The sequence below is a fragment of the Snodgrassella sp. genome (assembly GCF_024103505.1).
Lineage (GTDB): Bacteria > Pseudomonadota > Gammaproteobacteria > Burkholderiales > Neisseriaceae > Snodgrassella > Snodgrassella communis.
In genome coordinates this window covers 1-25,410 of record NZ_JAGGIJ010000004.1, presented here as the reverse complement: position 1 = coordinate 25,410, position 25,410 = coordinate 1, and the positions used below count along the sequence as shown (strand labels likewise).

The 25,410-nt window shown below is 43.9% G+C and carries 17 protein-coding genes and 1 pseudogene; 12 read left to right on the top strand and 6 right to left on the bottom strand.

Translation table 11 applies throughout. The annotated features are described in order from the left end of the window. Positions 1 to 66 precede the first annotated feature (66 nt). On the bottom strand, positions 67 to 438 hold the full coding sequence (locus J6578_RS05300) for a hypothetical protein (RefSeq protein ID WP_239365870.1): 372 nt from the start codon (positions 436 to 438) through the stop codon (positions 67 to 69). Between the two features lie 239 nt (positions 439 to 677). Between J6578_RS05300 and recC the strand changes: the two genes are divergently transcribed. The 5 genes from recC (at position 678) to J6578_RS05275 (ending at position 10,715) form a co-directional block, all read left to right on the top strand. Then, positions 678 to 3,905 (top strand): exodeoxyribonuclease V subunit gamma, encoded by a 3,228-nt coding sequence (recC, locus tag J6578_RS05295; RefSeq protein WP_287954057.1) that lies wholly within the window; start codon positions 678 to 680, stop codon positions 3,903 to 3,905. Continuing rightward, entirely contained in the window at positions 3,902 to 7,528 is a 3,627-nt protein-coding gene (recB, locus tag J6578_RS05290) for an exodeoxyribonuclease V subunit beta (RefSeq protein ID WP_239365885.1), read from the top strand. Before recC ends, recB begins: the two co-directional genes overlap by 4 nt. 53 nt (positions 7,529 to 7,581) lie before the next feature. Next, positions 7,582 to 7,983, top strand: a complete 402-nt coding sequence (locus J6578_RS05285; RefSeq protein WP_037404685.1) for a hypothetical protein — start codon at positions 7,582 to 7,584, stop codon at positions 7,981 to 7,983. A gap of 113 nt (positions 7,984 to 8,096) precedes the next feature. After that, positions 8,097 to 9,101 carry a hypothetical protein gene (locus J6578_RS05280; RefSeq protein ID WP_239365888.1) on the top strand — a complete coding sequence of 335 codons (1,005 nt, stop codon included), beginning with the start codon at positions 8,097 to 8,099 and terminating at the stop codon, positions 9,099 to 9,101. A gap of 288 nt (positions 9,102 to 9,389) precedes the next feature. After that, positions 9,390 to 10,715, top strand: coding sequence for a DUF445 domain-containing protein (locus J6578_RS05275; protein WP_287954056.1), 1,326 nt, complete (start codon positions 9,390 to 9,392; stop codon positions 10,713 to 10,715). Between the two features lie 447 nt (positions 10,716 to 11,162). Here the strand turns inward: J6578_RS05275 and J6578_RS05270 are convergent, their stop codons facing one another. Together J6578_RS05270 and J6578_RS05265 are read right to left on the bottom strand one after the other, a co-directional pair. Next, the gene (locus J6578_RS05270; RefSeq protein WP_287954055.1) at positions 11,163 to 11,666 is read right to left on the bottom strand and encodes a Spy/CpxP family protein refolding chaperone; all 504 of its coding nucleotides are present in this window, start codon (positions 11,664 to 11,666) and stop codon (positions 11,163 to 11,165) included. Between the two features lie 507 nt (positions 11,667 to 12,173). Beyond that, positions 12,174 to 13,349, bottom strand: coding sequence for a phosphoglycerate kinase (locus J6578_RS05265; protein ID WP_287954054.1), 1,176 nt, complete (start codon positions 13,347 to 13,349; stop codon positions 12,174 to 12,176). 253 nt (positions 13,350 to 13,602) lie between these two features. Between J6578_RS05265 and J6578_RS05260 the strand changes: the two genes are divergently transcribed. Further along, positions 13,603 to 13,986: an MAPEG family protein gene (locus J6578_RS05260; protein ID WP_093093301.1), complete on the top strand. Its 384-nt coding sequence runs from the start codon at positions 13,603 to 13,605 to the stop codon at positions 13,984 to 13,986. Between the two features lie 988 nt (positions 13,987 to 14,974). On the opposite strand, the gene J6578_RS05255 is transcribed toward J6578_RS05260, so the two are convergent. Further along, positions 14,975 to 15,292, bottom strand: a complete 318-nt coding sequence (locus J6578_RS05255) for a ComEA family DNA-binding protein (RefSeq protein ID WP_093093319.1) — start codon at positions 15,290 to 15,292, stop codon at positions 14,975 to 14,977. A gap of 290 nt (positions 15,293 to 15,582) precedes the next feature. Between J6578_RS05255 and tkt the strand changes: the two genes are divergently transcribed. Then, positions 15,583 to 17,568 (top strand): transketolase, encoded by a 1,986-nt coding sequence (tkt, locus tag J6578_RS05250; protein WP_287954053.1) that lies wholly within the window; start codon positions 15,583 to 15,585, stop codon positions 17,566 to 17,568. Between the two features lie 60 nt (positions 17,569 to 17,628). Here tkt and J6578_RS05245 read toward each other — a convergent pair whose 3' ends face one another. Both J6578_RS05245 and J6578_RS05240 read right to left on the bottom strand, forming a co-directional pair. Then, positions 17,629 to 18,909 (bottom strand): MFS transporter, encoded by a 1,281-nt coding sequence (locus J6578_RS05245; protein ID WP_287954052.1) that lies wholly within the window; start codon positions 18,907 to 18,909, stop codon positions 17,629 to 17,631. A 41-nt stretch (positions 18,910 to 18,950) separates the two neighbouring features. Continuing rightward, positions 18,951 to 20,138 (bottom strand): M20 aminoacylase family protein, encoded by a 1,188-nt coding sequence (locus tag J6578_RS05240; protein WP_287954051.1) that lies wholly within the window; start codon positions 20,136 to 20,138, stop codon positions 18,951 to 18,953. A 1,857-nt stretch (positions 20,139 to 21,995) separates the two neighbouring features. Between J6578_RS05240 and J6578_RS05235 the strand changes: the two genes are divergently transcribed. The 5 genes and pseudogenes from J6578_RS05235 (at position 21,996) to J6578_RS05220 (ending at position 25,127) form a co-directional block, all read left to right on the top strand. Beyond that, entirely contained in the window at positions 21,996 to 22,856 is an 861-nt protein-coding gene (locus tag J6578_RS05235; protein WP_239423445.1) for an RNA ligase family protein, read from the top strand. Further along, positions 22,856 to 23,998: an AAA family ATPase gene (locus J6578_RS05230; RefSeq protein ID WP_287954050.1), complete on the top strand. Its 1,143-nt coding sequence runs from the start codon at positions 22,856 to 22,858 to the stop codon at positions 23,996 to 23,998. Before J6578_RS05235 ends, J6578_RS05230 begins: the two co-directional genes overlap by 1 nt. 153 nt (positions 23,999 to 24,151) lie before the next feature. After that, positions 24,152 to 24,379, top strand: coding sequence for a transposase (locus J6578_RS10315; protein ID WP_353846662.1), 228 nt, complete (start codon positions 24,152 to 24,154; stop codon positions 24,377 to 24,379). 10 nt (positions 24,380 to 24,389) lie between these two features. Further along, positions 24,390 to 24,716, top strand: a complete 327-nt coding sequence (locus tag J6578_RS05225) for an IS3 family transposase (protein WP_287954049.1) — start codon at positions 24,390 to 24,392, stop codon at positions 24,714 to 24,716. A 3-nt stretch (positions 24,717 to 24,719) separates the two neighbouring features. Further along, positions 24,720 to 25,127, top strand: a pseudogene (locus J6578_RS05220) (integrase core domain-containing protein). The last annotated feature ends 283 nt before the right edge of the window (positions 25,128 to 25,410 follow it).

Here is a 25,410-nt window from a genome sequence, read left to right as displayed (position 1 = left end):
CCTCCTTTTTACAAGGAGGCTGTTACATGGGGAGCAAACTGAACGGGCAGTTTGAGCTAATTGAGCTTAGTCACGATAATGGCGGTCGGCCACTTTCAAAGCACGCCGTGCGAGTCCCAAATTGGCGACTGTGCGGTCAAGCACCATAAACATGAATACGCCTTTCACATTTTTCATCGGCCGCAATAAATAATACTGTTTATGCAAGCTGATGAGAATATCATCTATGACATCTTCGTTACTCTCCTCACCATATAGGCGGGCAATTGCCTTAACCTCCGAACGCACGATTTCGGTATTGCCAGCAGACAAAACGTCCAGATCCATACCTGATGGACTAACACCATCCATCAACATTCCGCTTTCATAATTCACGACAGCACACGCCATGACACCTTTAGTTGCTGCCAGCTCATCAATGACGCCATCAAATCTCACTGTAATATCCTTCTTCTATTGCCATACTTATTTATAGCAGGGTATTTGGTTACCTATTTTCCAATTTTTTCCAGCTTTTGACCAGCATTAACTTTTTTTATTAAAAAAATGCTTCCTGATCAGTGTCTAAACATGCACCTTTATTATGTCGGCACAATAAGAACGGGTACCGTTCGGTGTCCAGCGCAAACTGCCTCAGTCCGGCTATAATAACAGCCTTAATCAGTGGTGGGGCTGTTATGCTGTATATTTATCAATCCAATCAATTAGATGATTTAGCTGCTTTGTTTGCCAGCGTATATCTGCATACTTCACCGCAATCTGCATGGACTGCCACTGAAATCGTGGTACAGAGTCAGGGCATGCGACGCTATCTGAACCATTATCTGGCACAGAAGCATGGCATTGCTGCCAATCTGCATTTTAGCCTGCCCGCTGGTTACATTTGGCAATTAACCCACCAAGTAATGCCAGAGACGCCAAAGCTTAATCCGTTTCAGTCGGAAGTACTACGCTGGCGCCTACTATCTCTATTTCGCAGTGCGACATTACAGCACCCTCAATTATGCCAGACTGCCAAAGCACTGCAATCCTATCTTGATAGCAGTATACAAGCACCTTACCATTTAGCCGGAAAAATTGCTGATATGTTTGACCAATATTTAATCTATCGCAATGATTGGATAAATAATTGGCAGGCGGGTAAATCTGCACACTTAGGTGAAGATGAAGGCTGGCAAGCAGAATTATGGCACTGGCTGAGTAATGAAACAGATTCAGCTCATCGTGCCGGCCTGATGCATGAATTTCTGGCGCAGCTTGATGCAGAACACCTGCCGGAACGCATTTTTGTATTCGGAATTGCTACATTGGCACCAGTTTATCTACAAGCATTTCAGGTAATGGCACAGCATACTGATGTACATGTGTTTGCAGTTAATCCATGTGCTGAATACTGGGGCAATGTGCTTTCTGCCGATATACTGCTACATAATCAGGAAACCGATCAGAGTGTAATCGGCCATCCCTTATTGGCCAGTCTAGGTAAACAGGGACGGGATTTTTTTGATGCACTCAATGATTTGGGTGAAGTTGTATATATGCCACCTGTTTACAATGAATGCGGTGAAATAGCCGACAGTTTACTGCATCGGCTACAAAACGATATTCAGTGTCTGCAACATCCGAAACAGACTGAACCACCCTACCAGCAGCAGGCCTATGACAGCTCCATTCAGATCGTTGCTGCACATTCGCGTCTGCGTGAGCTGCAAATTCTGAAAGAACAACTGCTTCAGGATCTGGCGGCACATCCGCACTGGCAACCGCAGGATATTGCGGTACTCACACCGCATATTGAGCCATATCTGCCATTTATTCATGCCGTATTTGGGCAAAATCAGGGCAACACACCTGCCCTGCCTTACAACATAGCCGACGTTAAAATCAGCTTGCAAGAACCTTTATTGCAATTGCTGGAAAAACTGCTGCAACTGATGCAGAGCCGCTTTGATATCGAAACGGTACAACCTCTGCTAGATGAATCCGTCCTGCGTGCACGCTTCAATTTAAACGACAGCGACGTGGAACTGATTAACCGTGTCTGGCGTGAACAAGGGGTGCGCTGGGGCGTGGATGCAGACATGCGCCATGAATATGGCGGTCAGGACAAACATTTTACCTGGCAACAGGCGCGTGAACGCACAGTATTGGGCTGGCTACTGCCAGACAATAAACACACTGCACTGTGGCAGCAACAGCTTCCGTGGTTCGGCGATATTGGTCAGACTGAAATTCTGGCACGTGCGCAACAATTAATTGATTGCCTGATTGAACATCATACGCGCTGGCAGAGCGCAGCCACCATTACAGAATGGATTATGCGTACCCGACAGTTACTGCGAGATTTGGCTGATGAAAACTCTCTGGCAGGCAATGCGATGCAGCAACTGGAGACCAGTTTGGCCGACTGGCAGGCACAGGCAGCACTGGCACAGTTTGAGCTGCCTATTGAACCGGTTATTGCCATTGAGCATTTACAGAATCATCTATCCAGCACTCGGCAGGCTGGATTTCTCCGTGGTGGCATTACTTTTTGCAGCATGGTACCAATGCGCAGCCTACCCTTTCGCTGCATCTGCCTGCTTGGGCTGAATGATGGCGAATTTCCGCGCACCACCAAAGCGGCCGCTTTCGATTTAATTGCCCAGCATCCGCGCCGTGGCGACCGTGCCCGCCGCAATGACGACCACTATCTGTTTCTGGAATCCATTCTGAGCGCACGTGAAAAACTGTATCTGTCTTATATTGGGAAAGATATCCGCAAAAATGAAGAGCTGGCACCCTCCGCTCTGCTATATGAACTTACCGATGTACTGGCAGCCATGACCGGCTGCAATCCACTGGAGTTTAATCAACAGCACATCATCCAGCATCCCTTACAGCCGTTTTCGTATCGCTATTTCAATGGGGATTTATCCAGCTGTCGCTGCGATTATGCCGACGCCCTGAATCAGGATATCGTCCAGCCTACATCTTTCCACGCTATAACTATTGAACCAGAAGAAAATACTCACGAAGTTGACATTGAATCTTTCATCCGTTTCTGGCGCAATCCGGTACGCCACTGGCTCCAGCAACGATTACAATGGCAGGCACCGTATCAGGAGCCAGCGGTTAGCGCGGCAGAACCATTTGCCATTGAAAACAGTGCCCTAATCTATACTGCCTACACCCGTGCACGCCAGCAGCATCTGGATTTTACCGATGTTGATGCCGCACTGGCCGTCAGCGGGCTAATACCGGAAGGTGAGCTGGGCGTGATTGTCAGTCAGACTTTACGCACGCAAACACTGGCGCTGGATAGCGATATATTGTTTAGTCCAGCTGTGGCTGATATTACTTTTGCCTTTAATCATCAGCAATTACAGCTAAGTGGTAACATCAACCATTTACACCAGTGCGGTCAGCTGCTTGAACGCAGTCGAGCACCCACAGCACCGGATAATATTGAGTTATACCTGCGCCATTTACTCTTTTGTGCAGCCGAAGCTGAATGTGTACAGGATACATATGAGCTTTATCCGGCCAAACCACGTAAACTGGCTGCACTGAACCAGATGGACGCACAGGCTCAGCTGGCTTTATGGTTAGAATATTACCAACTGGGGCAAAGCCGGCCACTACCATTTTTTCCGAAAACCAGCCTCAGCGCAGCACGCTCTTGGTATAAACGCCGACAAAAGAAAAACAGCGCGCCCGAACATGGTGCTGAAGAACGCAGCGCAGCCTTTAAAGTCTACATAGACAGCCACAACAGTAAACCGCAGGCCGATTATCCTGAAGTGGCTCAGGTATTTGGCCGCGACGAAGAGCTGCCAATTGACACGCCTCTGTTCTGGCAACTGATTGAAGAATTACTGCTGCCACTGATGGTGACACTGGAAACTGCTGATAAAGAACAATGAACCAAGCCTTAAATCCGATTACCATGCCTTTACACGGCACGAGCCTGATTGAAGCATCTGCCGGCACTGGCAAAACCTTCAACATCGCCGCCCTGTTTGCGCGACTGGTATTGCTGGAACGCCTGCCAGTTGATGCCATTCTGGTCGTAACCTTTACCAAGGCGGCTACAGCAGAGCTAAAAACCCGCCTGCGTACCCGCCTAAATCAAGCACTAGCCTTGTTGCAAAATAATCTACCACCGGAACAGAACGATCCAGTGCTGCAACAACTGATTGACACTGCACGCACTCAGGATGACGATACCAACCTAATCCTGCGCCTACAGGCCGCGATTACCCAGTTTGACCGTGCTGCTGTCTACACCATTCATGGATTCTGCCAACGCGTACTCACTGATTATGCCTTTTTGTGCCAGACACCGTTTGATACTGAAACCATAGATACCGATCCAGAACTGTTGTGCCGCTTTGCTGAAGATTTCTGGCGTCGGCAGGTAAGCAATAACAGCCGCATGGCTACACTGGCTGTAGCTAATAAACTTACTCCCGCCCGACTCATGCAGGAAATGGGGCGACATTGCGGCGTGGCTGATTTACAATTACGCCAGCCTCCTGCCGTAGACATGGCAACCATTAATGCCAGCTGGCAGCAAGCATGGCAAACAGTCTGCACCCATTTCAGCAGCATTCAGGATGCATTCTGGCAGTTATATCCGCAGCTCAATGGTAAATCTTACGTCCAAAAAAGCTATCAGCAGCTTTTCTGCGAGCTGCAACAGGCAATGGACAACTCGGCCAGCTATCAGGTCTTTTCAGCAACCACATTGGAAAGATGTGCCAAACTGGCCGCAGCCCAGCTATACGAAAAAACCAAAAAAAATCAAATTCTCAATGATGAGCTGGTAGCTAAAGTTGCCACACTGGCGGAACTGGCCACCGCGGTTAGTGCCATGCAGGCAGCGGATAACAGCATCGTATTGCAATTACAGCTAGACTGCTTTAACTATGTACGCCAGTGTCTGCAAGAACACCGGCGTAACAGTCACCAACGCAGTTATGACGATTTACTCGCTGATGTAGGCATGGCACTGTCTGCGGATAACCCGATGGCTGAAACGCTGGCCGCTGCGCTGGCACAAACCTGGCAGATCGCGCTGGTGGATGAATGTCAGGACACCGACCCGCTGCAATACCGGATTTTCAAAACCGCTTTTGCCACACAGAACCGGCCACTCATCATGGTAGGCGACCCGAAACAAGCTATTTATCGCTTTCGCGGTGCCGATATTCACGCCTATCTGCGTGCCGCCGCCGATACGCCAGCTGAGCAACGTTATACCCTCACCACCAATTACCGCAGCCATCAGGCGCTGGTACAGGCAATTGGTCATTTATTCAGTGGCAAACAGCTGCCATTCATTCTCGAAGGCATCGATTATCCACCAGTACAGGCACAAGAAACAGACAACCATCTGCATACCAGCCAGAACAACATAGTCGTGCCTGCGGTGGTAGTGCGCTGGCTGCCTGAACAGATTGAGGTTAATGACAAAGGCGAAGAAATTATCCCCAACAAGGATAGCCTACGGATACGCGCGGCCGAATGTTGCGCTTATGAAATTGCGGACATGATTAATCAGGGCAAACGCGGCGAGCTGCAACTGGGTAATCGGTCATTACAGGCCGGTGATATTGCCGTACTGGTGCACTCACACAATGAAGGCAGCATGATTGCCAGTGCCCTGAAACGTTGTGGCATCATCAGCGTCTCCCTTGGCAACCAGTCAGTTTTTGCCAGTACCGAAGCACAGGCTGTGATGGCACTATTACGCTTCTGGCTGCAACCACAGCGCACCGAGACCCTGCGCTTTATCCTCGGTGGCGTACTGTTTGGCTGGACTGCGGCACAACTGGCCGAACTGAATCAGAATGAAAATACCCTGAGCAAATGGATTCAGCTGGCACTGCAAACACGTGAACAATGGTACCAGTATGGCATTTATACAGCCATGCAATGGTTTGCCAGCCAGACCGGCATGGAAACCAGACTGCTCAGCCAGCGCAATGAACGCAGCCTGACCAACCTGTGGCAACTGGCCGAACTACTGGCCGACGCAGAGCAGACCCTGCCTACTGCAAACGCCCTGCTGGGCTGGCTGGCCAGTGCCATCAGCAATGAACGTCCGGCCAATGAAAACTACCTGCTGCGACTGGAAAGTGACGAAGCACTGGTAAAAATTGTAACCATGCACGCGTCCAAAGGACTGGAATATCCAGTCGTATTCTGTCCATTCGCATGGGATGGCAGACAAGCTGTCAGAAATCAGGAACACTGGCAACTGCTGCATCAAAAAGATAATGTCGAACTGATTGCCAATGACCTGCTGAGCGATAGCGACCGCGAAGAACTGGCACGCGAAAGCATGGCCGAGAGTCTGCGTCTATATTATGTAGCCTTTACTCGTGCGCGCGAACAACTGATTTTATATACGGCCGCCTGTAACAGCACCGCCACCAATCCGATGGCATGGCTGTTGGACGGCCAGCCAGACAATACACTGGAAGAATCACAGATATACTGGCAGCAAACCCATAAAAAACACCTGCCCAGTACCCTGCGCGCAGCATGGCAAACCTGTCTGGCTAATAGCAGCCCGGCACTATTTCACTGGTGCGAAGGCAGCGTGGCGCCCTCCAGCGTCCATCCCCAGAGCACCCCCAACCAGCCCTATCATGCCTTAACCCTCACTACACGCCCATTTCATACCATACGGTATACCAGCTTTACCAGCCTGAGCAGGCATGATTACCGCCATCACGAACACAGCCTCGAAGAAGAAAAACTGGCACCGGCACTGGATCAGGCCGAAGTACAAGTACAACCATTGGATACCAGCACTGAAGCCGAAACAGCCCTACTGGCCTTTGAACGCGGTATCAACGCCGGCCTGTGTCTGCATGCCATACTGGAGCAGACCGAATTCAGCCAGCCAGCCAGCGCAGCCGAACAGGAATATATACAAGATTGTCTGACGCGTTACGGCTTTGACTGCCAGCACAGCACCACCATGCAGACACTTACCGATGCCGTGCGTCAATGTTCGCTGTCCGCACGCACCACCATCGCCAGCCTGCCCGTAAAGCAACGAGTAGCAGAAATGAACTTCATGTTGCATATTGCCGACTTCAATATCGCAGATTTACAACAATGGTTTGCCTGTGCACCCGGATTGCCTGAGTGCTGCATTCAGGCTGCACAGGAGCTGGATTTTGCCACCGTTAACGGCTTTATCAACGGTGCCATCGACCTTCTGGGCGAAGACATTCACGGACAAGTATATGTGATTGATTACAAATCCAACCATCTGGGTAATCGTCTGGCCGACTATGCACCAGAAAACATGGACATAGCCATTGCCAAACATCACTACTACCTTCAGGCACTGATTTACAGCATTGCCTGCGCACGCTTTTTGTACAGCCGGCAGCAACTGCCGGACTATATCAGCGTACGTTATCTTTTTCTGCGCGGCCTTAATCCACACAACCAGCATGGTATCTGGCAATGGGATATAAAAACCGACAGCCTAATGCCATGGCTGGTAGAACATGACAAAACATAATAGCTGCGGTATATTGACAGCCATTGCCGTATTTTCGCTAAGGAAGCAACAGCATGCTAAACAAACCCGAAGAATTTATCATGGCCGTACTTGCCGGCATCTGGGTCGCTATCACCTTTATCATCTGCCGCTATCTGCAACTGCCCACTGATACGGGTTTATTAGTCACTACTCTGACACTAATATGGGCTCTGGTATTTTTCCTGTTATGGCAGCGCGGGCGCACAAGCAATATTTGGCCGGTTTTTCTTGGCCTTCTGGTTATGTGCTGGTGGCGTGCAATTTACTATTCTTCCACTGAAATCATCCTTAACAATGATAACAGCACCTCCACACTTGTACACTGGTATGGCAGCTGGACAGCCCTTATTATTTACGCACTGATTCCGCTAATTGCCGGTTACGGATTCAAATGGTGGCAGCATAAACGCCGCAAACCACAGCAACCAGTTTAACACCTTCCCGAGTGCCTGAGATATTTTAGCCAGCCTTCATAAGAAGACAAATAATGAAAAGTGCCGGATCAGAGTACCATTAAATTGAAGTTGCTCAGTAAGGATCGAATAAATTGAGTATTAGAAAGCAAATTACTGAATTTTTTAACACAAAAAATTCTCTAAAAACTTCAGTAATTTGTTTAACTATTTTTCACCTGTTCTGGAAAATACTACCTCCACCTTTCTGGTATCCTACTTTAGAGAATGGCTTAATAATCTTTATTGGAGCATTGTTGATTGATGGCTGCTTATACACATGCTGCTTTTTATTAATATGGACATTCGGGAAAATAATAAAACAAATTGCTTTATCATACACAAGCGGCACACATAATCCATGTAAGCCACCATCAACTATAACCTTATCGTGTTATTCAATCAGTTATTTGCTGATTTCTATTTTATCTTATCATTTAGGAAAAACAGCACATCCCTTTTTCTTTATCTTTAACAGCTTACCTGTTCTTGCTTATGCCTGTGTTAATAGCATTGGTGCTATTATAATTTTAATATTTAAACTTATCTGCCAAGCTTTAATACCTAAACGCAACAGAGCTACCTTTAATCCTAATTTTAATTCCTGTACCCCATTACCTATAACAGAAACCAGCACTAGTAAGTTAAACATTAAAAAATTGCTCAGCATAGCAGCAGTTTATCTATTTGTGCTGACTTGCAGTAACAGCTTAATTAATAAAGGATTAATGATTCCTTATTTTACAGATAACCTAATTGACATATTACTGTCCATAGTCATGTTACTATGCTTTGTACTTTATTGGAGATATATATTACTGGCGTTTGCTCTCGCTATCAAAGACAGATTTACACAAAAAAATATCACATCGTCCGGCTTAATTAATTACTTAACTTTCAGTTCAGCTTATTATTTACTGGCAATCACTATTTTATTTCCACTAATAGGCAGTTTCTGCCAGCCAACAGACGGAGAAAAATTTGGACTCATATTCATTGTTAACTATTCACTATATATTATTTTAAACTATATTGGTGTGCTCATCATACTGCTGGTAAAAGCATTCATAAAAGCTACAGCATCATATACCAATAAATGAAAAGATTAATATCCTCATCCATCATATTGCTAAAATTAGACTTGCGTACCGAAAATTATGCCTAAAAATATAATTACGCATTGCATTACATAAGTATCTGCGTAAAAAATGATAATAAAATCAAATACAACTAGAGATAGTTAATATTTAACTACCGGCTACACCCCTTATTAATATTGATACATTCCTTTATTTGAGTAAAACTCAGCAAACCATAACAGCAATCAGACCAATTAACCAGTAAGCTTATGTACAGAAATTTTTTCCATATAGCCGAAACAAAATAATATGATGAACACAGCCACCGTCACCAGCCTTATACAAAGCCAGCGTCTGCGGCGTATGCGACTACTGGCTACCAGCATGCTGATCATTGCCTGTGTTTTATTTGTTTTAAGCTGTCTGCTGCAAAAACAATATCCGGCAATAGCTTATCTTAAAGCATTTACCGAAGCAGCCATGGTAGGTGCACTGGCCGACTGGTTCGCAGTCACTGCCTTGTTTCGTCATCCTCTCGGTCTGCCTATTCCTCATACCGCTATTCTGCCTCAGAAGCAGGAAAAAATCGCTGATGAATTCGGACGCTTTATCGAAAATAACTTTTTGCAGGATAAAGCCATTGCCAGCCGAATCTACCGTATACATCCGGCCAGTAAAGCACTGCAATGGCTGATTGAACCACACAATCAGCAACAATGGCTACCTGTCATCACCCGCCAGATTCCATTGTTATTGCATACAGCCACCGCCAGCGATGTCGCCAGATTCTGCAACCAACTCCTCAACCACCAGTACAGCGGCGCCCGTCTGGGCAGAACACTGGCCAATATCCTAGTATTAGCCCAGAAACAGGGTATCGACACACTACTGTTACGCACCCTGTTACTGCAAGTGCGCCAATGGCTGCAAAACGAACAGACACGTGCCCAGCTTGAAAAAAGCCTGCTGTCGTGGGTGGGTAAAATCGAAAAAAACGACCCCAACACATGGGATAAGCTCAAAGCATCACTAAAAACTACCCTTACTGCCCAAATTGACGACTGGGTAGCCAGCAAAGCACTCAACTGGGCAGACTCATACATAGATGCTGTACTGGCCAATCCACAACATACATTCTGGCGTTCCTGTCGCAAACAGCTTCTGGTCACCGAACGCCAATTACGTCGCAACCCACACTGGCACCAGCGGCTCGCAGACGGGCGGGAGCAAATGCTACAATCAACTGCATTGCAGCAAAGCATCATGGATTTATGGGATAGTTTTGTTGGCTGGAGCGAATATGACACCAGCCAGAGCAACTCATGGTGGCAGCAACAACTTACGCGCCTGTGCACCCATATACAGCAGCAGGCCAGCCAGTATCCGCAATTTATGCGCCGATTGGATACCCGCATTACCCTGTGTGCACGGTTTACCATCCGCCAAAATAAAAATCGCGTCAGCCAGTTTATCGCTGAAAAAATCAAAAGCTGGGACAGCAAACAAATGGTCGACAAACTCGAACTGAGTGTTGGTCGCGATTTACAGTTTATCCGCATCAACGGCACACTGGTAGGCGGTTCTATCGGCCTAATTATTTATATCATCTCTCAGTGGCTAACCACCTCAGCATAGCAAATACATAAATTCATTTTCATATACAACCTAATTTAAACAGTTATTTAAACTAATTTTTACCTAACAAACCACACCATCCCATCAATCAGTAACGCGTAGTTACCTATCAGCACCTCAATACCAGAAATCAGAGCAATACACTGATATAGACTAAAATCAGAGCAACTGCTTTAGCAAATAGACATTCAATGCAGACTAGAAAATCAAAAAACACACCGATGTCAATCCATACCAACCATGTCTCAACAAAACCTATGCCAAATCCTAAACAAAACTGCCCTTAATTCCACCAAATCAACTTCGCATAGGAATAATAAACTAACCATTCATACCGTAGCTGTAAGCATAGGCAACAGGTACATTCTGATCAAGCACCGTCTCCCTACAAACAAAAACCCCGGAAGCCGGGGTTAAAAATTTCAAATCAAAATTACAGCAATAGAATTAACGCATCAGCCTTTGCTGCTGACGCAAACGCCAATACTGCTGTTGTTGTTTGGGCGTTAAAATCTGATAAATATCGTGCTCACGTTTCAACTGTAAAAAATCATAATCAGCACGTGCCTGTTGCTGCTGCGCCCAGATATGTTGTTCCTGCGCAATCATATTCTTAGCCTTAGCATCATCAAACTGCTTACCCACCACCAGATTTTTACGCTCCTGATGCAGATTAGCCAGAGTCTGGCGATTTTCATTGCTCATAAGCGGACGCTGACTGGCATACTGATGATCAATTTTCTGCACCAACGCTTTCTGCTGAGTACTCAGATTCAACCGTGGCAGAATTGAGTGAGTGTTTACCAAACCATTAACCGGCGTGTGTTCCTGTACCACTACCGTTTCAGTCATCACCGCTGTCGGTTGTGCTGTTGCCGTTACAGCAGCAAAAGTCCCCATACTCATGGAAACCAAAGCAGCAAGCGATACTACACGAACAATAGTTTTCATAGCACGACTCCTTATCATTTAAGTCATTAACACATTACACCCTTACCCATCAGTATTCCATAAACCAATGTAAAAACAGGAATGTAAATGCAATAAATTAGTAAACAACATCATTAACTCCAGTCATTTAAAAAGTAAAACAGCATCTACTAACAACACCATTTTCATCCAGTTAGCCTGATCTACTTATTATCCAACAACACATAAACAATTCCAGTTATACACCTGTCGATTTATAGATACATAACTGCCAATCTGCCTTAAGAGAACCACACCACAATCAGCAAGAGCAGCCAAGCCAGATAGACATAACCTAAATACAAAGCTACCTCCCCATAGCATCATTCACCACCAATATTAAACACCCCCTCCACCACAAAGCGTACGCTACAACCTGCCATCTCGTACAAACCAAACTAACAGGCATCAAAAAAGCGAAATCGCCGCATAACAACGATTTCGCCAGAACAAATGACACCACCAATGCCAGCAGATTCTTATCAGCAATCAGGCACGAGCAGTTAATGCCGCTACAGCCGGCAAAGTCTTACCTTCAAGGAATTCCAGAAATGCTCCGCCACCCGTACTGATATAACTAAGATCATCAGTAACACCAAACTGAGCAATGGCTGCCAGCGTATCCCCGCCACCGGCAATCGAATAAGCCTCACTCTGAGCAATCGCCTCAGCCAATACCTCAGTACCTTGTGCAAATGACGCAAATTCAAATACCCCCACAGGTCCATTCCAGACAATAGTTTTTGCCGCTTTCATCATCTGTGCCAGTCTCTGTGCCGATTGAGGTCCAATATCCAAAATCATGTCATCTGCAGCCACATCCGCCACATTCTTGATTTCAGCAGGCTCATCTGCAGCAAAACGTTTAGCCACCACAACATCAGTTGGCAAAGGAATATCACCACCCTTAGCTGCCATCTTAGCCATAATTTGTCGTGCATTTTCAACTAGATCAGCCTCAGCCAGGGACTGCCCAACCGACACCCCCTGCGCCAACAAAAATGTATTGGCAATTCCGCCACCAACAATCAAATAATCAACCTTATCGGCCAGACTCTCCAGAATAGTCAGCTTAGTAGAAACCTTACTTCCTCCTACAATCGCTACTACAGGTGCCTGCGGACTCTGTACAGCATGGCTCAACGCTTCCAGCTCAGCCGTTAACAGCATACCAGCACAGGCCAACGGAGCCACAGCAGCCACAGCAGCGGTAGAAGCTTCTGCACGATGTGCCGTACCAAAAGCATCATTAACATACACATCACCCAGTGCTGCATAAGCAGCAGCCAGAGCATGGTCATTTTCCTTTTCGCCGACATTCAGGCGCACATTAGGCAGCATCACCACTTCAGCCGCCTGTAACTGCGGTTTATGCTCACGCCAGTCTTCCACCACCCGAACACTCTGCCCCAGCAATTCTCCCAGACGCTGAGCTACCGGTGCCACACTGTCTTCCGGTTTGGGCGCGCCTGCTTTCGGCCGCCCCAGATGCGTCAGCACCACCACCGCTGCGCCCTGCTGTAAACAATAACGAATAGAGGCCAACGAAGCACGAATGCGCGTATCATCAACAATGACACCATCTTTAATAGGTACATTCATGTCCACCCGAATCACAACAGTCTTACCAGACACATCCTGATCAGCCAACTTTTTAAACAACATAATCAAAATCCCGAAACAAAACACGCCGATAAAATCGTCATACAGCTCCATACCATCCAGATAGCCACATCATCAGCGCATAAAATAATAAAATAATTATAAGCTACAAAATACTTGAAAAACCTTGAATTATCTTATAATTTACCCATAGGGTAAAGTCAGATTCAGGATAAAAGCATTGCAGCTTCTGTTCCCTCACCTGTATAACTCATCTCATTGCAGCACAACTGCATACACAAACAAGGAAAATATTATGACTCTTGCTTACTGGTGTATTTTAATTGCTATGTTCCTACCGTGGATTGCCGCCTCTTATGCTAAAAAAAGCGGTGGCTTTGGCTCCAACGACAATCATCAGCCACGTGAATTTCTGGCGAAAGCTGAAGGCAAAGCCGCACGAGCTAACGCTGCCCAGCAAAATAGTTACGAAATATTTGCCCCTTTTGCTGCCGCCGTCATCATAGCTCATGCCACCGAAAATGCTGCCCAGTTCACCATCAATTTCTGGAGCGTCCTGTTTATCCTCAGCCGTTTAGGTTATTTTTACTGCTATATCAACGACAAATCCTTTGCCCGCTCCTGCATCTGGGGATTCGGCGTTGTGTGTATCATCGCCCTGTATATCGCCGCAATCTGAATATACAGTAAGGCCTAGCAACATAAAAATTAGACTATTTAACGCCCGGCCAGTCATACAAAAAATGACTGGCCAATTGTACACAGCCTATTTTTCTAACAATAAAGGCTAATCCATGTCTAAACCGTTCAGATTTATATCATTGCAATAAAATCAAATACACTGGAACTGAATAACTATCCCCCAAGCACCGGTTCTACCCCAGATAGAATGAGTACCAGTTAATAATCTATTTAGCCTTCAACCTCAAACTTATATCAATAAAAAGCATCAACACCATGCCTTTGTCAATCAAAAGATAACCTAATTGAAGCAGATATCCTGCAAATAACAGCCAACAAAAATAACCACCAGTAACTTGCCCGCCCTATTCAAGCAAAATCCCCAAAATATGCCCTTAGCCAGATGCATCCATCTGTACCCCACCACCGACATAGTTGTATCAAAATGAATTACCCCACACGCAAAGGGTTTTGTGTCTGCAAACCTTATTACAAGAACATGCAAGACTGGTCTTAACTGCAAAATCCCCTGACCAGACTGAATATTTTTCTCAACTTTTTTCAGACAAATTTCATCTTACATACCGCATAAACCATACACCGACCAGCAAAGAAAACATTGAATTAAAATATCTTCTTGAATATGAAATAATAAGCTTTACCAAAAACACCAACATCCGTCATAACACAAATAAAATTATTGAGCTATTCAGAATTAATCTTATATTAGCAATCAGCCCACTCACCATCATGACATCATAGAACCAGTGACAGCCAACAACAGCATTCAGATTACTCCCAGATTGACACTATTTCAGTTTCAACATCAAAAATTCATGGTTTAAAATATCAAAGACATAAATATTGAACAACCTACCCACCTAATTAAACATCAAGAACCCAAACGCTCAACATAGGCAGAAAATGTCTACCACCACATCACAGCCAACATCTTAAACAAATAAAAATCTAATCATTACAGCGCATTATCTGGCAGCAGTAGCCGGTAATGCACGCCGGTATTTAGAAGCAGAAACAGCAGGATTAACCGATTCACCACTCACACTAATATCATTTTGCAACTTCTCATAAGTAGCCTTACCAATACCCTTTACGCGCATAATGTCCTTTGTAGAATGGAAAGAACCATGTGTATTGCGATAATCAACAATTGCCTGAGCCTTTATTGCACCAATATAAGGTAACGATTGCAGTTGTTGTATTGATGCCGTATTGATATTCACAGCAGCCCAAGCCGAAGCCATACCAAACAACAATATCAGAATCATAAAAATTTTTTGCATTTCAATCTCTCACCCTACCTGATTCAAGAAAGCCAACTTCACATAGCTACACTAGAAATTTCCCCAAAAGCATAAACCATAAACAATAATTATTCAATTATTACATTTATTATCAAAAAATGCCTTGCTACCTACAACCAGTATACAAACAAAAGCACACTTTCCTTGATAGGTTTGTACAGATTCAGGATAATTCACACTGGATAAACCCTGTCTCAACAGCAAGGTTCAACACATTACTTAACATAGCTATTGCAACCAGCTATTTCCCTTAATCAAAAGGCAACTTCATGGCATCACATCTTGCTAATGCAATTCGCTTCCTAGCAATGGACGCAATTCAACAAGCCAACTCCGGCCACCCCGGCGCACCGATGGGTATGGCTGAAATGGCTACAGTATTGTGGCGCGAATTCCTGCAACATAACCCATCCAACCCAAAATTCTACAATCGCGACCGCTTCATACTTTCCAACGGTCACGCCTCCATGCTGCTATATAGCTTACTGCACCTAAGCGGCTACAACCTCAGCATCGAAGACTTAAAAAACTTCCGTCAGTTGCACAGCAAAACGCCCGGACACCCAGAATACGGCTATACCGATGGCGTAGAAACCACCACCGGCCCCTTGGGACAGGGAATCGGCAATGCCGTTGGTCTGGCGCTAGCAGAAAAAATCCTCGCCGCCCAATTTAACAAACCCGGTTTTAACATCGTCGATCACCATACCTATGTTTTCGTTGGCGATGGATGCCTGATGGAAGGCATATCTCACGAAGTGTGCTCACTGGCCGGCACCCTGAAACTAGGCAAACTGATTGTCCTGTATGACGACAACAACATCTCCATCGATGGCAAAGTAGATAACTGGTTCAGCGAAAATATTCCCGAACGTTTTGCTGCTTACGGCTGGCATACCATTGCCAACGTAGACGGCCACAACGAAACTGCTATCCGTGCAGCCATTACCGCGGCCAAAGCTGAAACCGATAAACCGTCAATTATCTGCTGCAAAACCAAAATTGGTAAAGGCGCCGCCAACAAAGAAGGCAGCCACAAAACCCATGGTGCCCCATTAGGTACCGAAGAAATCACAGCTACCCGCAAAGCCTTAAACTGGGCACATGAACCATTCACCATTCCACAAGAAATCTATGACGAATGGAATGCAACAGCAAACGGAGCAGAACTGGAGCAACGGTGGCAGGATTTATTCAACCGTTACCAGCAACAATACCCTGCCGAGGCTGCGGAATTTATCCGCCGTATGGATGGTAAACTACCAGAAAATTTTACCGCACACGTCCAAAACGCACTAAACGACGTTTGCAGAAAAGCAGAAAAATTGGCTACCCGCAAGGCCAGTCAGAACAGCATCGAAATACTGGCACAAATCCTGCCAGAGTTTGTCGGTGGTTCAGCCGACCTTACCCCCTCCAACCTGACCGACTGGTCAGGCAGTACCGCAGTCACAGCCACTGGCGGTGGCAACTACATCCATTATGGCGTACGCGAATTTGGTATGGCCGCCATTATGAACGGTCTGAGTCTGCACGGTGGTATCAAACCATTCGGTGCCACCTTCCTGATGTTCAGCGAATATGCACGCAATGCCCTGCGCATGGCTGCACTAATGCAAATAAACCCAATATTTGTGTTCACGCACGACTCAATCGGCCTAGGTGAAGACGGTCCAACACACCAGCCAGTTGAGCAAATTGCCACCCTGCGCCTAATTCCCAATATGAGCGTATGGCGTCCTTGCGACAGCGCCGAATCACTAGTGGCATGGGCTGATGCCGTAGCCGCAGAAAACCACCCTAGCTGTCTTATATTCAGCCGTCAGGGATTGCCATTTATACCGCGTGATAGCCAACAACTGGCCAATATCCGCCGTGGCGGCTATGTCCTGAAAGCAGCTTCCGAAAAATCTGCACAGGCAGTACTCATTGCCACAGGCTCCGAAGTTGAGCTGGCCATCAATGCCCAAACCAAACTGGCCGAACAAGGTATCGCCACTCACGTCGTATCCATGCCCAATACCCATATCTTCGATCAGCAGGACAAAACCTACCGAGACAGCGTACTGCCTGTCGGTTTACCGCGTATTGCCATAGAAGCCGGCGTAAGTGATTCATGGTACAAATATGTTGGTAGCAATGGTGCTATTATCGGCATCAACCGTTTTGGCGAATCCGCACCAGCAGAGCAGCTATTTCAGGAGTTTGGCTTCACAGTTGATCAAGTTGTCGAAGTGGTTAAAAGCGTTATTTAACCCCAGCCACAAAAAAGCCAGCAAAATTTGCTGGCTTTTTTATATCAGCTTACAGCTAATTTAATCTTTAACATTAACATGACGCGTTTCCGGCATCATCAAAATCGCCATGATAGACAAGATGCTAGTGCCAACCACATAATAAGCCGGTGATACCGCTCCGAAATGTTTAATCAGCCAAGTCATTACAAATTGCGCAGTACCACCAAATAAAGTTACACCGATAGCATAAATCAGTGACACCCCCGTAGCACGCAGCGCAATCGGCATCATTTCCGGAATCGCCACCAGACTACTGGCACCACTCATACCGGTTAACAATGTTATCATCATCGTCACCAGTAACAGCATGGCCACACTTTCCGTTTTCACCAGCAAATAAAACATCGGCACAATCAACAGCATCAAAGCCACTCGCGGCCATAGCATGATGCTTTTACGGCCATATTTATCGGCCAGACAACCGGCCAACAGTGAAAACAAAAACATCATCAAACCGCCCAGAATAGTACAAATTTGTGCAATCTTTGGATCAAAATTCAACGTATTGATAGCAAAAGTAGTCATATAATTGCCTACCTGAGCGGTAATAGCAGTTGCCATCAGCACCATAACTCCCAACACTACCTCTTTGTTGTAGCGAGAAAATATTATCTCTATCATCTGAGAACCACTATGGTGTGTTGGTTCCTCCAAAGTTTCCGGCAAAGCGCGGCGAATATACAGAGCAATCGGTATCAGAGCCAGACTCACCAGAAAAGGGATCCTCCAGCCCCATGCACCCAACTGCTCCGGCGTTAAAATACTGGAAACAACATAACCAACCAGACCACCAACCACAACGGCAATACCTTGACTGGCCATTTGCCAACTAGCATAAAAAGCACGTTTATTAGGTGGTGCAGATTCAATCAGCATCGCAGAAGCCGGTCCAACCTCTCCGCCCAAAGCCAGTCCCTGAATCATGCGTGCAATAACCACAATAATCGGTGCAGCAATCCCAATTTTTTCATAACTAGGCGTAGCAGCCAGCCCCAGCGTACCTAAGGTTATCAATGTCACCGTCAGCACCATCGCTGCCCGACGCCCTTTCCTGTCAGCATAAGCACCAATAAGCAAACCACCCAACGGCCGCGTAAAGAAACCTACCCCAAATACAGCAACCGAGGCCAGCAAACTGGTATATCTATCACCGATGGGAAAAAATGATTGCGCAATATACACTGCAAAAAATGAATAAATAATAAAATCATAAAATTCCAGTGCATTCCCAGCCACCGCCGCCGCAATCGCCTTCGCCGGCGGTTTGTTGTGTTCAACCGCCACTTGTCCCGTACTCATATCAGTACCCCCCTTTATTCTATAAAAATTCAAAATCGGATTTATTGCAGAAAACGTTCTGCCAGCGCTACCCAGTAAGTCGCACCAATAGCGATATTCTTATCATTGAAATCATAATAAGGATTATGCAAATCAAACCCAGAAGCAGCGTCCACCTCCTTTAAACCATTACCAATAAACAAATAGCTTCCCGGGCATTTTTCCAGCATAAATGCAAAATCTTCACTACCGGCCATCGGTTCAGTCTGGTCGACAATATTCTCCTCAGCCACCACTTCGCGCGCAATCTGGCGCGCAAACTGCGTTTCCTTAGTAGTATTAAATACAGGTGCATAGCCATGCTGATAATCCACCTCAGCCTCCACATCAAAACTTTGTGCCTGAGCCTGAACTATCGCCACAATACGCTCCTCAAGTAGCTTGCGTACTTCCGGTTTAAAGCAACGAACAGTCAACTTCAACTCTGCCTGTTCAGGAATCACATTATTGGCCACACCAGCATGGAACATACCAACAGTCACCACAGCAGAATCCAATGGATTCACATTACGTGACACAACCGTCTGCAATGCCATCACAATAGAAGAAGCAGCCACAATCGGATCATGTGTATTATGCGGTTTCGCGCCATGACCACCTACCCCTTTCACTGTAATCGTAACCACATCAGAAGAAGCCATCATCCATCCATCATAAAAATGTAACTGCCCCTGTGGATAACCCGGCATATTATGCATACCATATACCGCATCACACGGATATTTCTCAAATAGGCCATCTGCAATCATCCGCATTGCACCACTACCTGATTTGCCATATTCCTCTGCTGGCTGAAAAATTAGATTCAGCGTACCATTAAACGACTTTCTAGCCGCCAATACCTTAGCTGCAGCCAATAACATCGTAGTATGCCCATCATGTCCACAAGCATGCATCTTACCTGTATGTTTACTCGTATGAGCAACACCACTTTCTTCTGTAATCGGCAGCGCATCCATATCCGCACGGATACCAACACACCTCGAACCATTTCCCGCCCGAAGCTGAGCCACCAAGCCAGTACCACCAATGCCCCGCTCAACCGTATAACCCCATTGCTCCAGCAAACCAGCAACCAAATCACTGGTGCGATTTTCAGCAAAAGCCAACTCAGGGTGTTGATGAATATCATGCCGCAACTGAACAAAAGTACCTAGCTCAGCCTCAACCAATTCTCTGACTTCTTTCATAAACATATCCTGATAAATTCTATTAAAAGAAAAAACTATAGCTTACCAAACAACAGCGTCATTGATAAACAAAATAAATTAATACAAACCCTGAAATTATTAATATTAATTTTCAGTATCCACCTAATAAGAATAGCAATACTGGAATAGCAACACCTATTCAAACAACAAAATTAAAGAGTAACTGTTTGTAAAATTCTACCTCAGGCAAATAGCCTAACGATGGATAAATATAACCATTTTTAATTGTACCAATAAGCAAAAGCCACAAAGGCTTGTTGTCAATATTTCAATGTCATTAAAATTTCCCCTGTAACAATTTGGGTTTTAGTGCTTTTGAACGTTGCTTCATATACTTCATTATCATAACAGCATCCATTTTTAATCAGCGAATACTGAATATTAAATGAATTAAAATACTTACCTCGTAACTGTTTATCAAACTTCGCGCCCCCATATGAATGAAATAAATGGAATAATAACAGTGGTTGTTTAATCTGGCTTAATACAGACATCAATCAATCTGCTGTTTTATATTATTCGACACCATAGCCGGCAATCTGTCAGTTAAATAAATTAAGCAGTACACACAAATAATTTCAGCAAAAGTTAACACGAATATAGATTAAGTCTGCCACTATAATCTGCTGTTTGGCACCTGCATCAAACTGGCGTTATAAACGCTTAGCTGTGGCTGCACTATTGCTTGCCGTCTGGCGTCCTCGATAACGTTTAATCGTATACTTTAATATCAATGATAGCGACTCCATTACTCGGTCAATGTACCGACGAAAAACACTGATACCTATTTAGAGTTAAGTTTACCTTACCTCCTAAAAAGAGTTGTATGAATTAGTGTAGCCTATCCAATATTCACATCCATTATTGGAATAAATACATTCAATAGTATAATAGCATTGGACTAACACATCATTTTATAAAAACTGCGCTAAGCTAAATTGGGATTTGTCGAGTAAATGTCCGCATAGAGCTCACGTAATAAATCATCAATGCCGACACATAAATATTCTCTAGTATTTTTTTCATTTTTAAGTAAAGGCAAACGCTTGGAGTCGACATACAACATTTCACCTAGATAGGTTTTGTTATAGTGTTTAGCTTGCTGTCTTAATTTATCTTCAATGGACTTCAACATTAACCAGACGTTTAATACCATAACAGAGAGTTTTATAAAGTTCATTTTTACTGATTAAAGAGACAAAAAATTTCAATCGGATTTTCTTCAGCCCATTATAAATAATTTGATAATAGCCTATAAAGCGTTTAGCCAAAGCAGTGACAGTTATTTTTTCTTTATGATATAAGCGCCAAATCTCTTGTCAGCGATAAGGCATTAACTTCTCAAATTACAGTAAATAACGCGAAGAATTCATACGGCAATGGTATAATTCTTTGAAAGTTTTATCTACAGCGGTTCAGTCTTTACACATTAGCTATAATTTCCACCTGATAAAACGTAGCCTAGTCCAAAAAACTTGTTTGATGTGTTAACCACCACCCAAAAATCCGTCATCCAACACATTAATTTTATTGAATTTGTCAACCTTGTTAAAAAATAATTTATCATTAATTTTTAACATAACTCACCATTTATTATCATAAAACTTGACAATAAATCATCAACTCTTGATAATAGTGCCGTTTTTTTAATCAAATAACTTCATTATAACGAGGTGGCAAAATGCCTGTAGTTCACATTTTATCTTAATGCCGACATGGTATTTCTATCATATTGTCTTTTTCTTAGCTTTTTCTAAGCTTTTTCTAAGCTTCTTCATTGCAAATCAATCTATAGATTTTCCTTGTCGGTTTTCCCTTATTTTTAGAGAAAATATTATGACAATGGAACATTACATTCAAAATTTAGAATTAATTAAATATCCACGAACACCTCATTTAGAAGGATCACGACTACAATTTGGTGATAGTGAACATGGACAACGTCCTTATAAACAATTAACTGGTCAATATATTGTTGTTGAAGAAAAACTTGATGGTGCAAACTGTGCAATCAGTTTTTCAGCAAGCGGTGAGTTATTGCTTCAATCCCGAGGGCATTATTTGATGGGTGGCGCTAGGGAGCAACAATTTAACCTATTAAAACATTGGGCTTGCGTACACGAAAATTGGTTGCTTGAGCGGCTAGAAGATCGTTATATCCTTTATGGCGAATGGTTACATAAAAAACATGCTATTTTTTATGATGCATTGCCTCATTATTTTTGTGAATTTGATATTTGGGATAGACAACAAAACTGTTTTTTATCGACGTTAAAGCGACATCAGTTATTAGCTAGCGGTCCTATTTTATCGGTACCTGTGTTGTTTGCTGGGGTTGCTCCTACTAAATTAAGCGATTTATTAGCACTAATTACCCCCTCTTTAGCTAAAACCGCCAATTGGCGTGCTTGTTTTGAAAAGATGGTAGCGCGTGAAAAACTTGATCTAGTTAAAGCTTGGCAACAATGTGATGATTCTGATTTGATGGAAGGGTTATATCTTAAAATCGAATCAGAAGAGCAAACGATTGATCGCTTAAAATGGGTTAGGCAAGATTTTGTTCAGGCGATTTTAGATGCAGGTCAACACCATAGTAAACAGCCCTTTATTCCAAACCAATTGGCTCAAAATGCTGAGCTATATAGTCCACAATTAACGGTGAATTGGAATAATCGATGCCTAAATGGAGGTAAATAATGAATTACCAATCATTAAAAAAACAAATAGCTAGTACTTTGGCAACCGATGATTTTAGCCCATGGTTAACGTGTATTCCTGAGTTGAATGACTTAATCATCACTCCACAAGATCCTTCACACCATGGCGAGGGTAACGTTTGGGTTCATACGCAAATGGTAGTGCGTGCATTATTAGCGGAAGAAGAATTTACTAATGCAACACAAGATGAGCAGTTTGTATTATTTATGACGGCGTTGTTACATGATATCGCTAAGCCTGAAACCACGGTTATTGATGAAAATACAGGTAAAATTACCCAACCAGGGCACTCCAAAAAAGGAGAGATTCGTAGTCGTATTTTATTATGGCGAATGGGTGTACCATTTGATTTACGCGAGCAAATCTGCCGAATCATTAGTGTACATCAAGTCCCTTTTTTCGCATTAAATGATACGTATAGAAATAGATCGCCTGAATATTTAATTCATCGCTTATCATGGCAATTGCCTATTTGGATGTTATGCCTGCAAGCAAAAGCAGATATGAAGGGGCGCATTTGTGCTGATAAAAAAAGAGCACTTGATGAAGTCGAATTATTTAAGCAACTAGCACTTGAAGAGGGATGTTTACATCATCCTCGCCAATTTGTTGATGATTATACTCGAGTACAATATTTTCGAGGCAGTAATGTATTACCTGATTATTCATTATTTCCGCAAGAAGGTTCTAACGTAATTATGCTATCTGGTTTACCAGCCTCGGGTAAAAATAGTTGGATCAAAAGCCATTACCCAACGTGGGCTGTTGCTTCTTATGATGACGCCAGATCTGAACTAAAATTAAAGCATGGCAAAAACGAGAGACTTGTTATGCAATTTGTGCTAGCAAAGGTCAAACAATGGTTAAGAGAAAAACAACCTTTTATTTGGAATGCGACCCACTTATCGCAGGAGATGCGTCAAAAAGCGCTTGACTTGCTTTATGCTTATCATGCAAATGTGGAAATCGTCTATTTGGAACAAACAGAAAAAGAGTTGTATCGCCGTAACTCGGCGCGAGATACAACATTGCCAAACAAAACCATTCAGCGATTATTAAATAAATGGGAAGTTCCAATGCCAACGGAAGCAAATAAGGTGAGTTATTTGATTAGTTCATAACCATTATACATATTTAACCATATTCATTGAGACTAATATGTAACTTATATATTAGCCCTATCCCCTAAAATAGTACAGCATCGAAGTAGAAAATTCTCTTCATTAACCCACAGAGGGTTTAAACATGAAAAAGATGATTGAACATCAGATCGTATATATTTTAAAAAAGCTGAAGCCGGTATTCCTGTCAAAGAACTTTGCCGTAAATATGGCATCGGCAATTCGACTTTCTATAAATGGCGGGAAAAATACGGTGGTATGGAAACCTCCGATATCAAACGTTTAAAGGAGCTGGAGGCTGAAAACCGCAAGCTTAAGCAGATGTTTGCTGAGCTCAGTTTAAAATCTCAGCTTCAGGAGGAAATCATAAAAAAGCTATAGTGCCTACGCTTTGGAGTTACAAGAAAGTCATCCTGTTACTATTACCATGAGCTGCGCTATTGTTGACCTAAGTCGCTGTGCTTACTATTATCAACCCAAGTTACAGGATGATTCAGTGATTATGTCGGTACTTAGTGTTATCACTGACAGGCATTTACGCTGGGGCTTTCCCAAGTGTTTTAATCGTATCAAAAAGCTCAGCTATAAATGGAATCATAAACGGGTTTATCGGGTATATTGTGAATTAAAGCTTAATCTGAGGGTAAAGCGTAAACAGCGTATTGCCCCGCGAATCCCAGAAAAATTATCAGTACTTAATAAACAAGGTGAATGCTAGTCAATGGATTTTATAAGTGACAGCAGTCGCAATCAACGGCGTTTTAGAACCTTCAATATGATAGATGACTTGAATCGTAAGGCGCTAGGCATTGATATTGCAGTCAGTTTGCCTGCTGGCAGGATTACCCGTTATCTGGATAAACTGGCTGAATATCATGGTTATCCACTAAAAATACGAGTAGATAATGGACCGAAATTTACCGGAAACACCTTTACTAACTGGATAAAATCACATGGTATAACTATAGTTTACATCAAACCTGGGAACCCATATCAAAACGGGTATATTGAACGATTTAATCGTACCTATCGCACAGAGGTATTGGATTGATATCTATTTAATAATTTGGAACAGGTAAGGAAGGTAACCGAAGAATGGCTAACCATTTATAACACTAAAAGACCTTGAAGCACCAAATAATATGACGCCGATTGAGTATAAAACACTAAAACAAGTAGCATGATTTTCTACGCCTGCTTTGTACTAACTATGGGGTATTTACAGTACAATCATAAACGGTTACATTCATCGTTAGGCTATTTGCCCGAGGTAGAATTTAACAAACAGCTACTCCTTGATTTTGTTGTTTGAAGAGGTGTTGCCATTCCAGTGCAAACAAACGTCTATAATCATTGTCTTCTAGCTTTTTACAATGCAAGAAACCCGGCTGATCTCTCAACCGGGTCCTTCT

What these genes read in the sequence shown, in the direction of transcription:
- recC (WP_287954057.1), top strand. Translation starts at nt 678, where the DNA reads ATGCTGTATATTTATCAATCCAATCAATTAGATGATTTAGCTGCTTTG.
- recB (WP_239365885.1), top strand. Translation starts at nt 3,902, where the DNA reads ATGAACCAAGCCTTAAATCCGATTACCATGCCTTTACACGGCACGAGC.
- J6578_RS05285 (WP_037404685.1), top strand. Translation starts at nt 7,582, where the DNA reads ATGCTAAACAAACCCGAAGAATTTATCATGGCCGTACTTGCCGGCATC.
- J6578_RS05275 (WP_287954056.1), top strand. Translation starts at nt 9,390, where the DNA reads ATGATGAACACAGCCACCGTCACCAGCCTTATACAAAGCCAGCGTCTG.
- J6578_RS05270 (WP_287954055.1), bottom strand. Translation starts at nt 11,666, where the DNA reads ATGAAAACTATTGTTCGTGTAGTATCGCTTGCTGCTTTGGTTTCCATG.
- J6578_RS05265 (WP_287954054.1), bottom strand. Translation starts at nt 13,349, where the DNA reads ATGTTGTTTAAAAAGTTGGCTGATCAGGATGTGTCTGGTAAGACTGTT.
- J6578_RS05260 (WP_093093301.1), top strand. Translation starts at nt 13,603, where the DNA reads ATGACTCTTGCTTACTGGTGTATTTTAATTGCTATGTTCCTACCGTGG.
- J6578_RS05255 (WP_093093319.1), bottom strand. Translation starts at nt 15,292, where the DNA reads ATGCAAAAAATTTTTATGATTCTGATATTGTTGTTTGGTATGGCTTCG.
- tkt (WP_287954053.1), top strand. Translation starts at nt 15,583, where the DNA reads ATGGCATCACATCTTGCTAATGCAATTCGCTTCCTAGCAATGGACGCA.
- J6578_RS05245 (WP_287954052.1), bottom strand. Translation starts at nt 18,909, where the DNA reads ATGAGTACGGGACAAGTGGCGGTTGAACACAACAAACCGCCGGCGAAG.
- J6578_RS05240 (WP_287954051.1), bottom strand. Translation starts at nt 20,138, where the DNA reads ATGAAAGAAGTCAGAGAATTGGTTGAGGCTGAGCTAGGTACTTTTGTT.
- J6578_RS05235 (WP_239423445.1), top strand. Translation starts at nt 21,996, where the DNA reads ATGACAATGGAACATTACATTCAAAATTTAGAATTAATTAAATATCCA.
- J6578_RS05230 (WP_287954050.1), top strand. Translation starts at nt 22,856, where the DNA reads ATGAATTACCAATCATTAAAAAAACAAATAGCTAGTACTTTGGCAACC.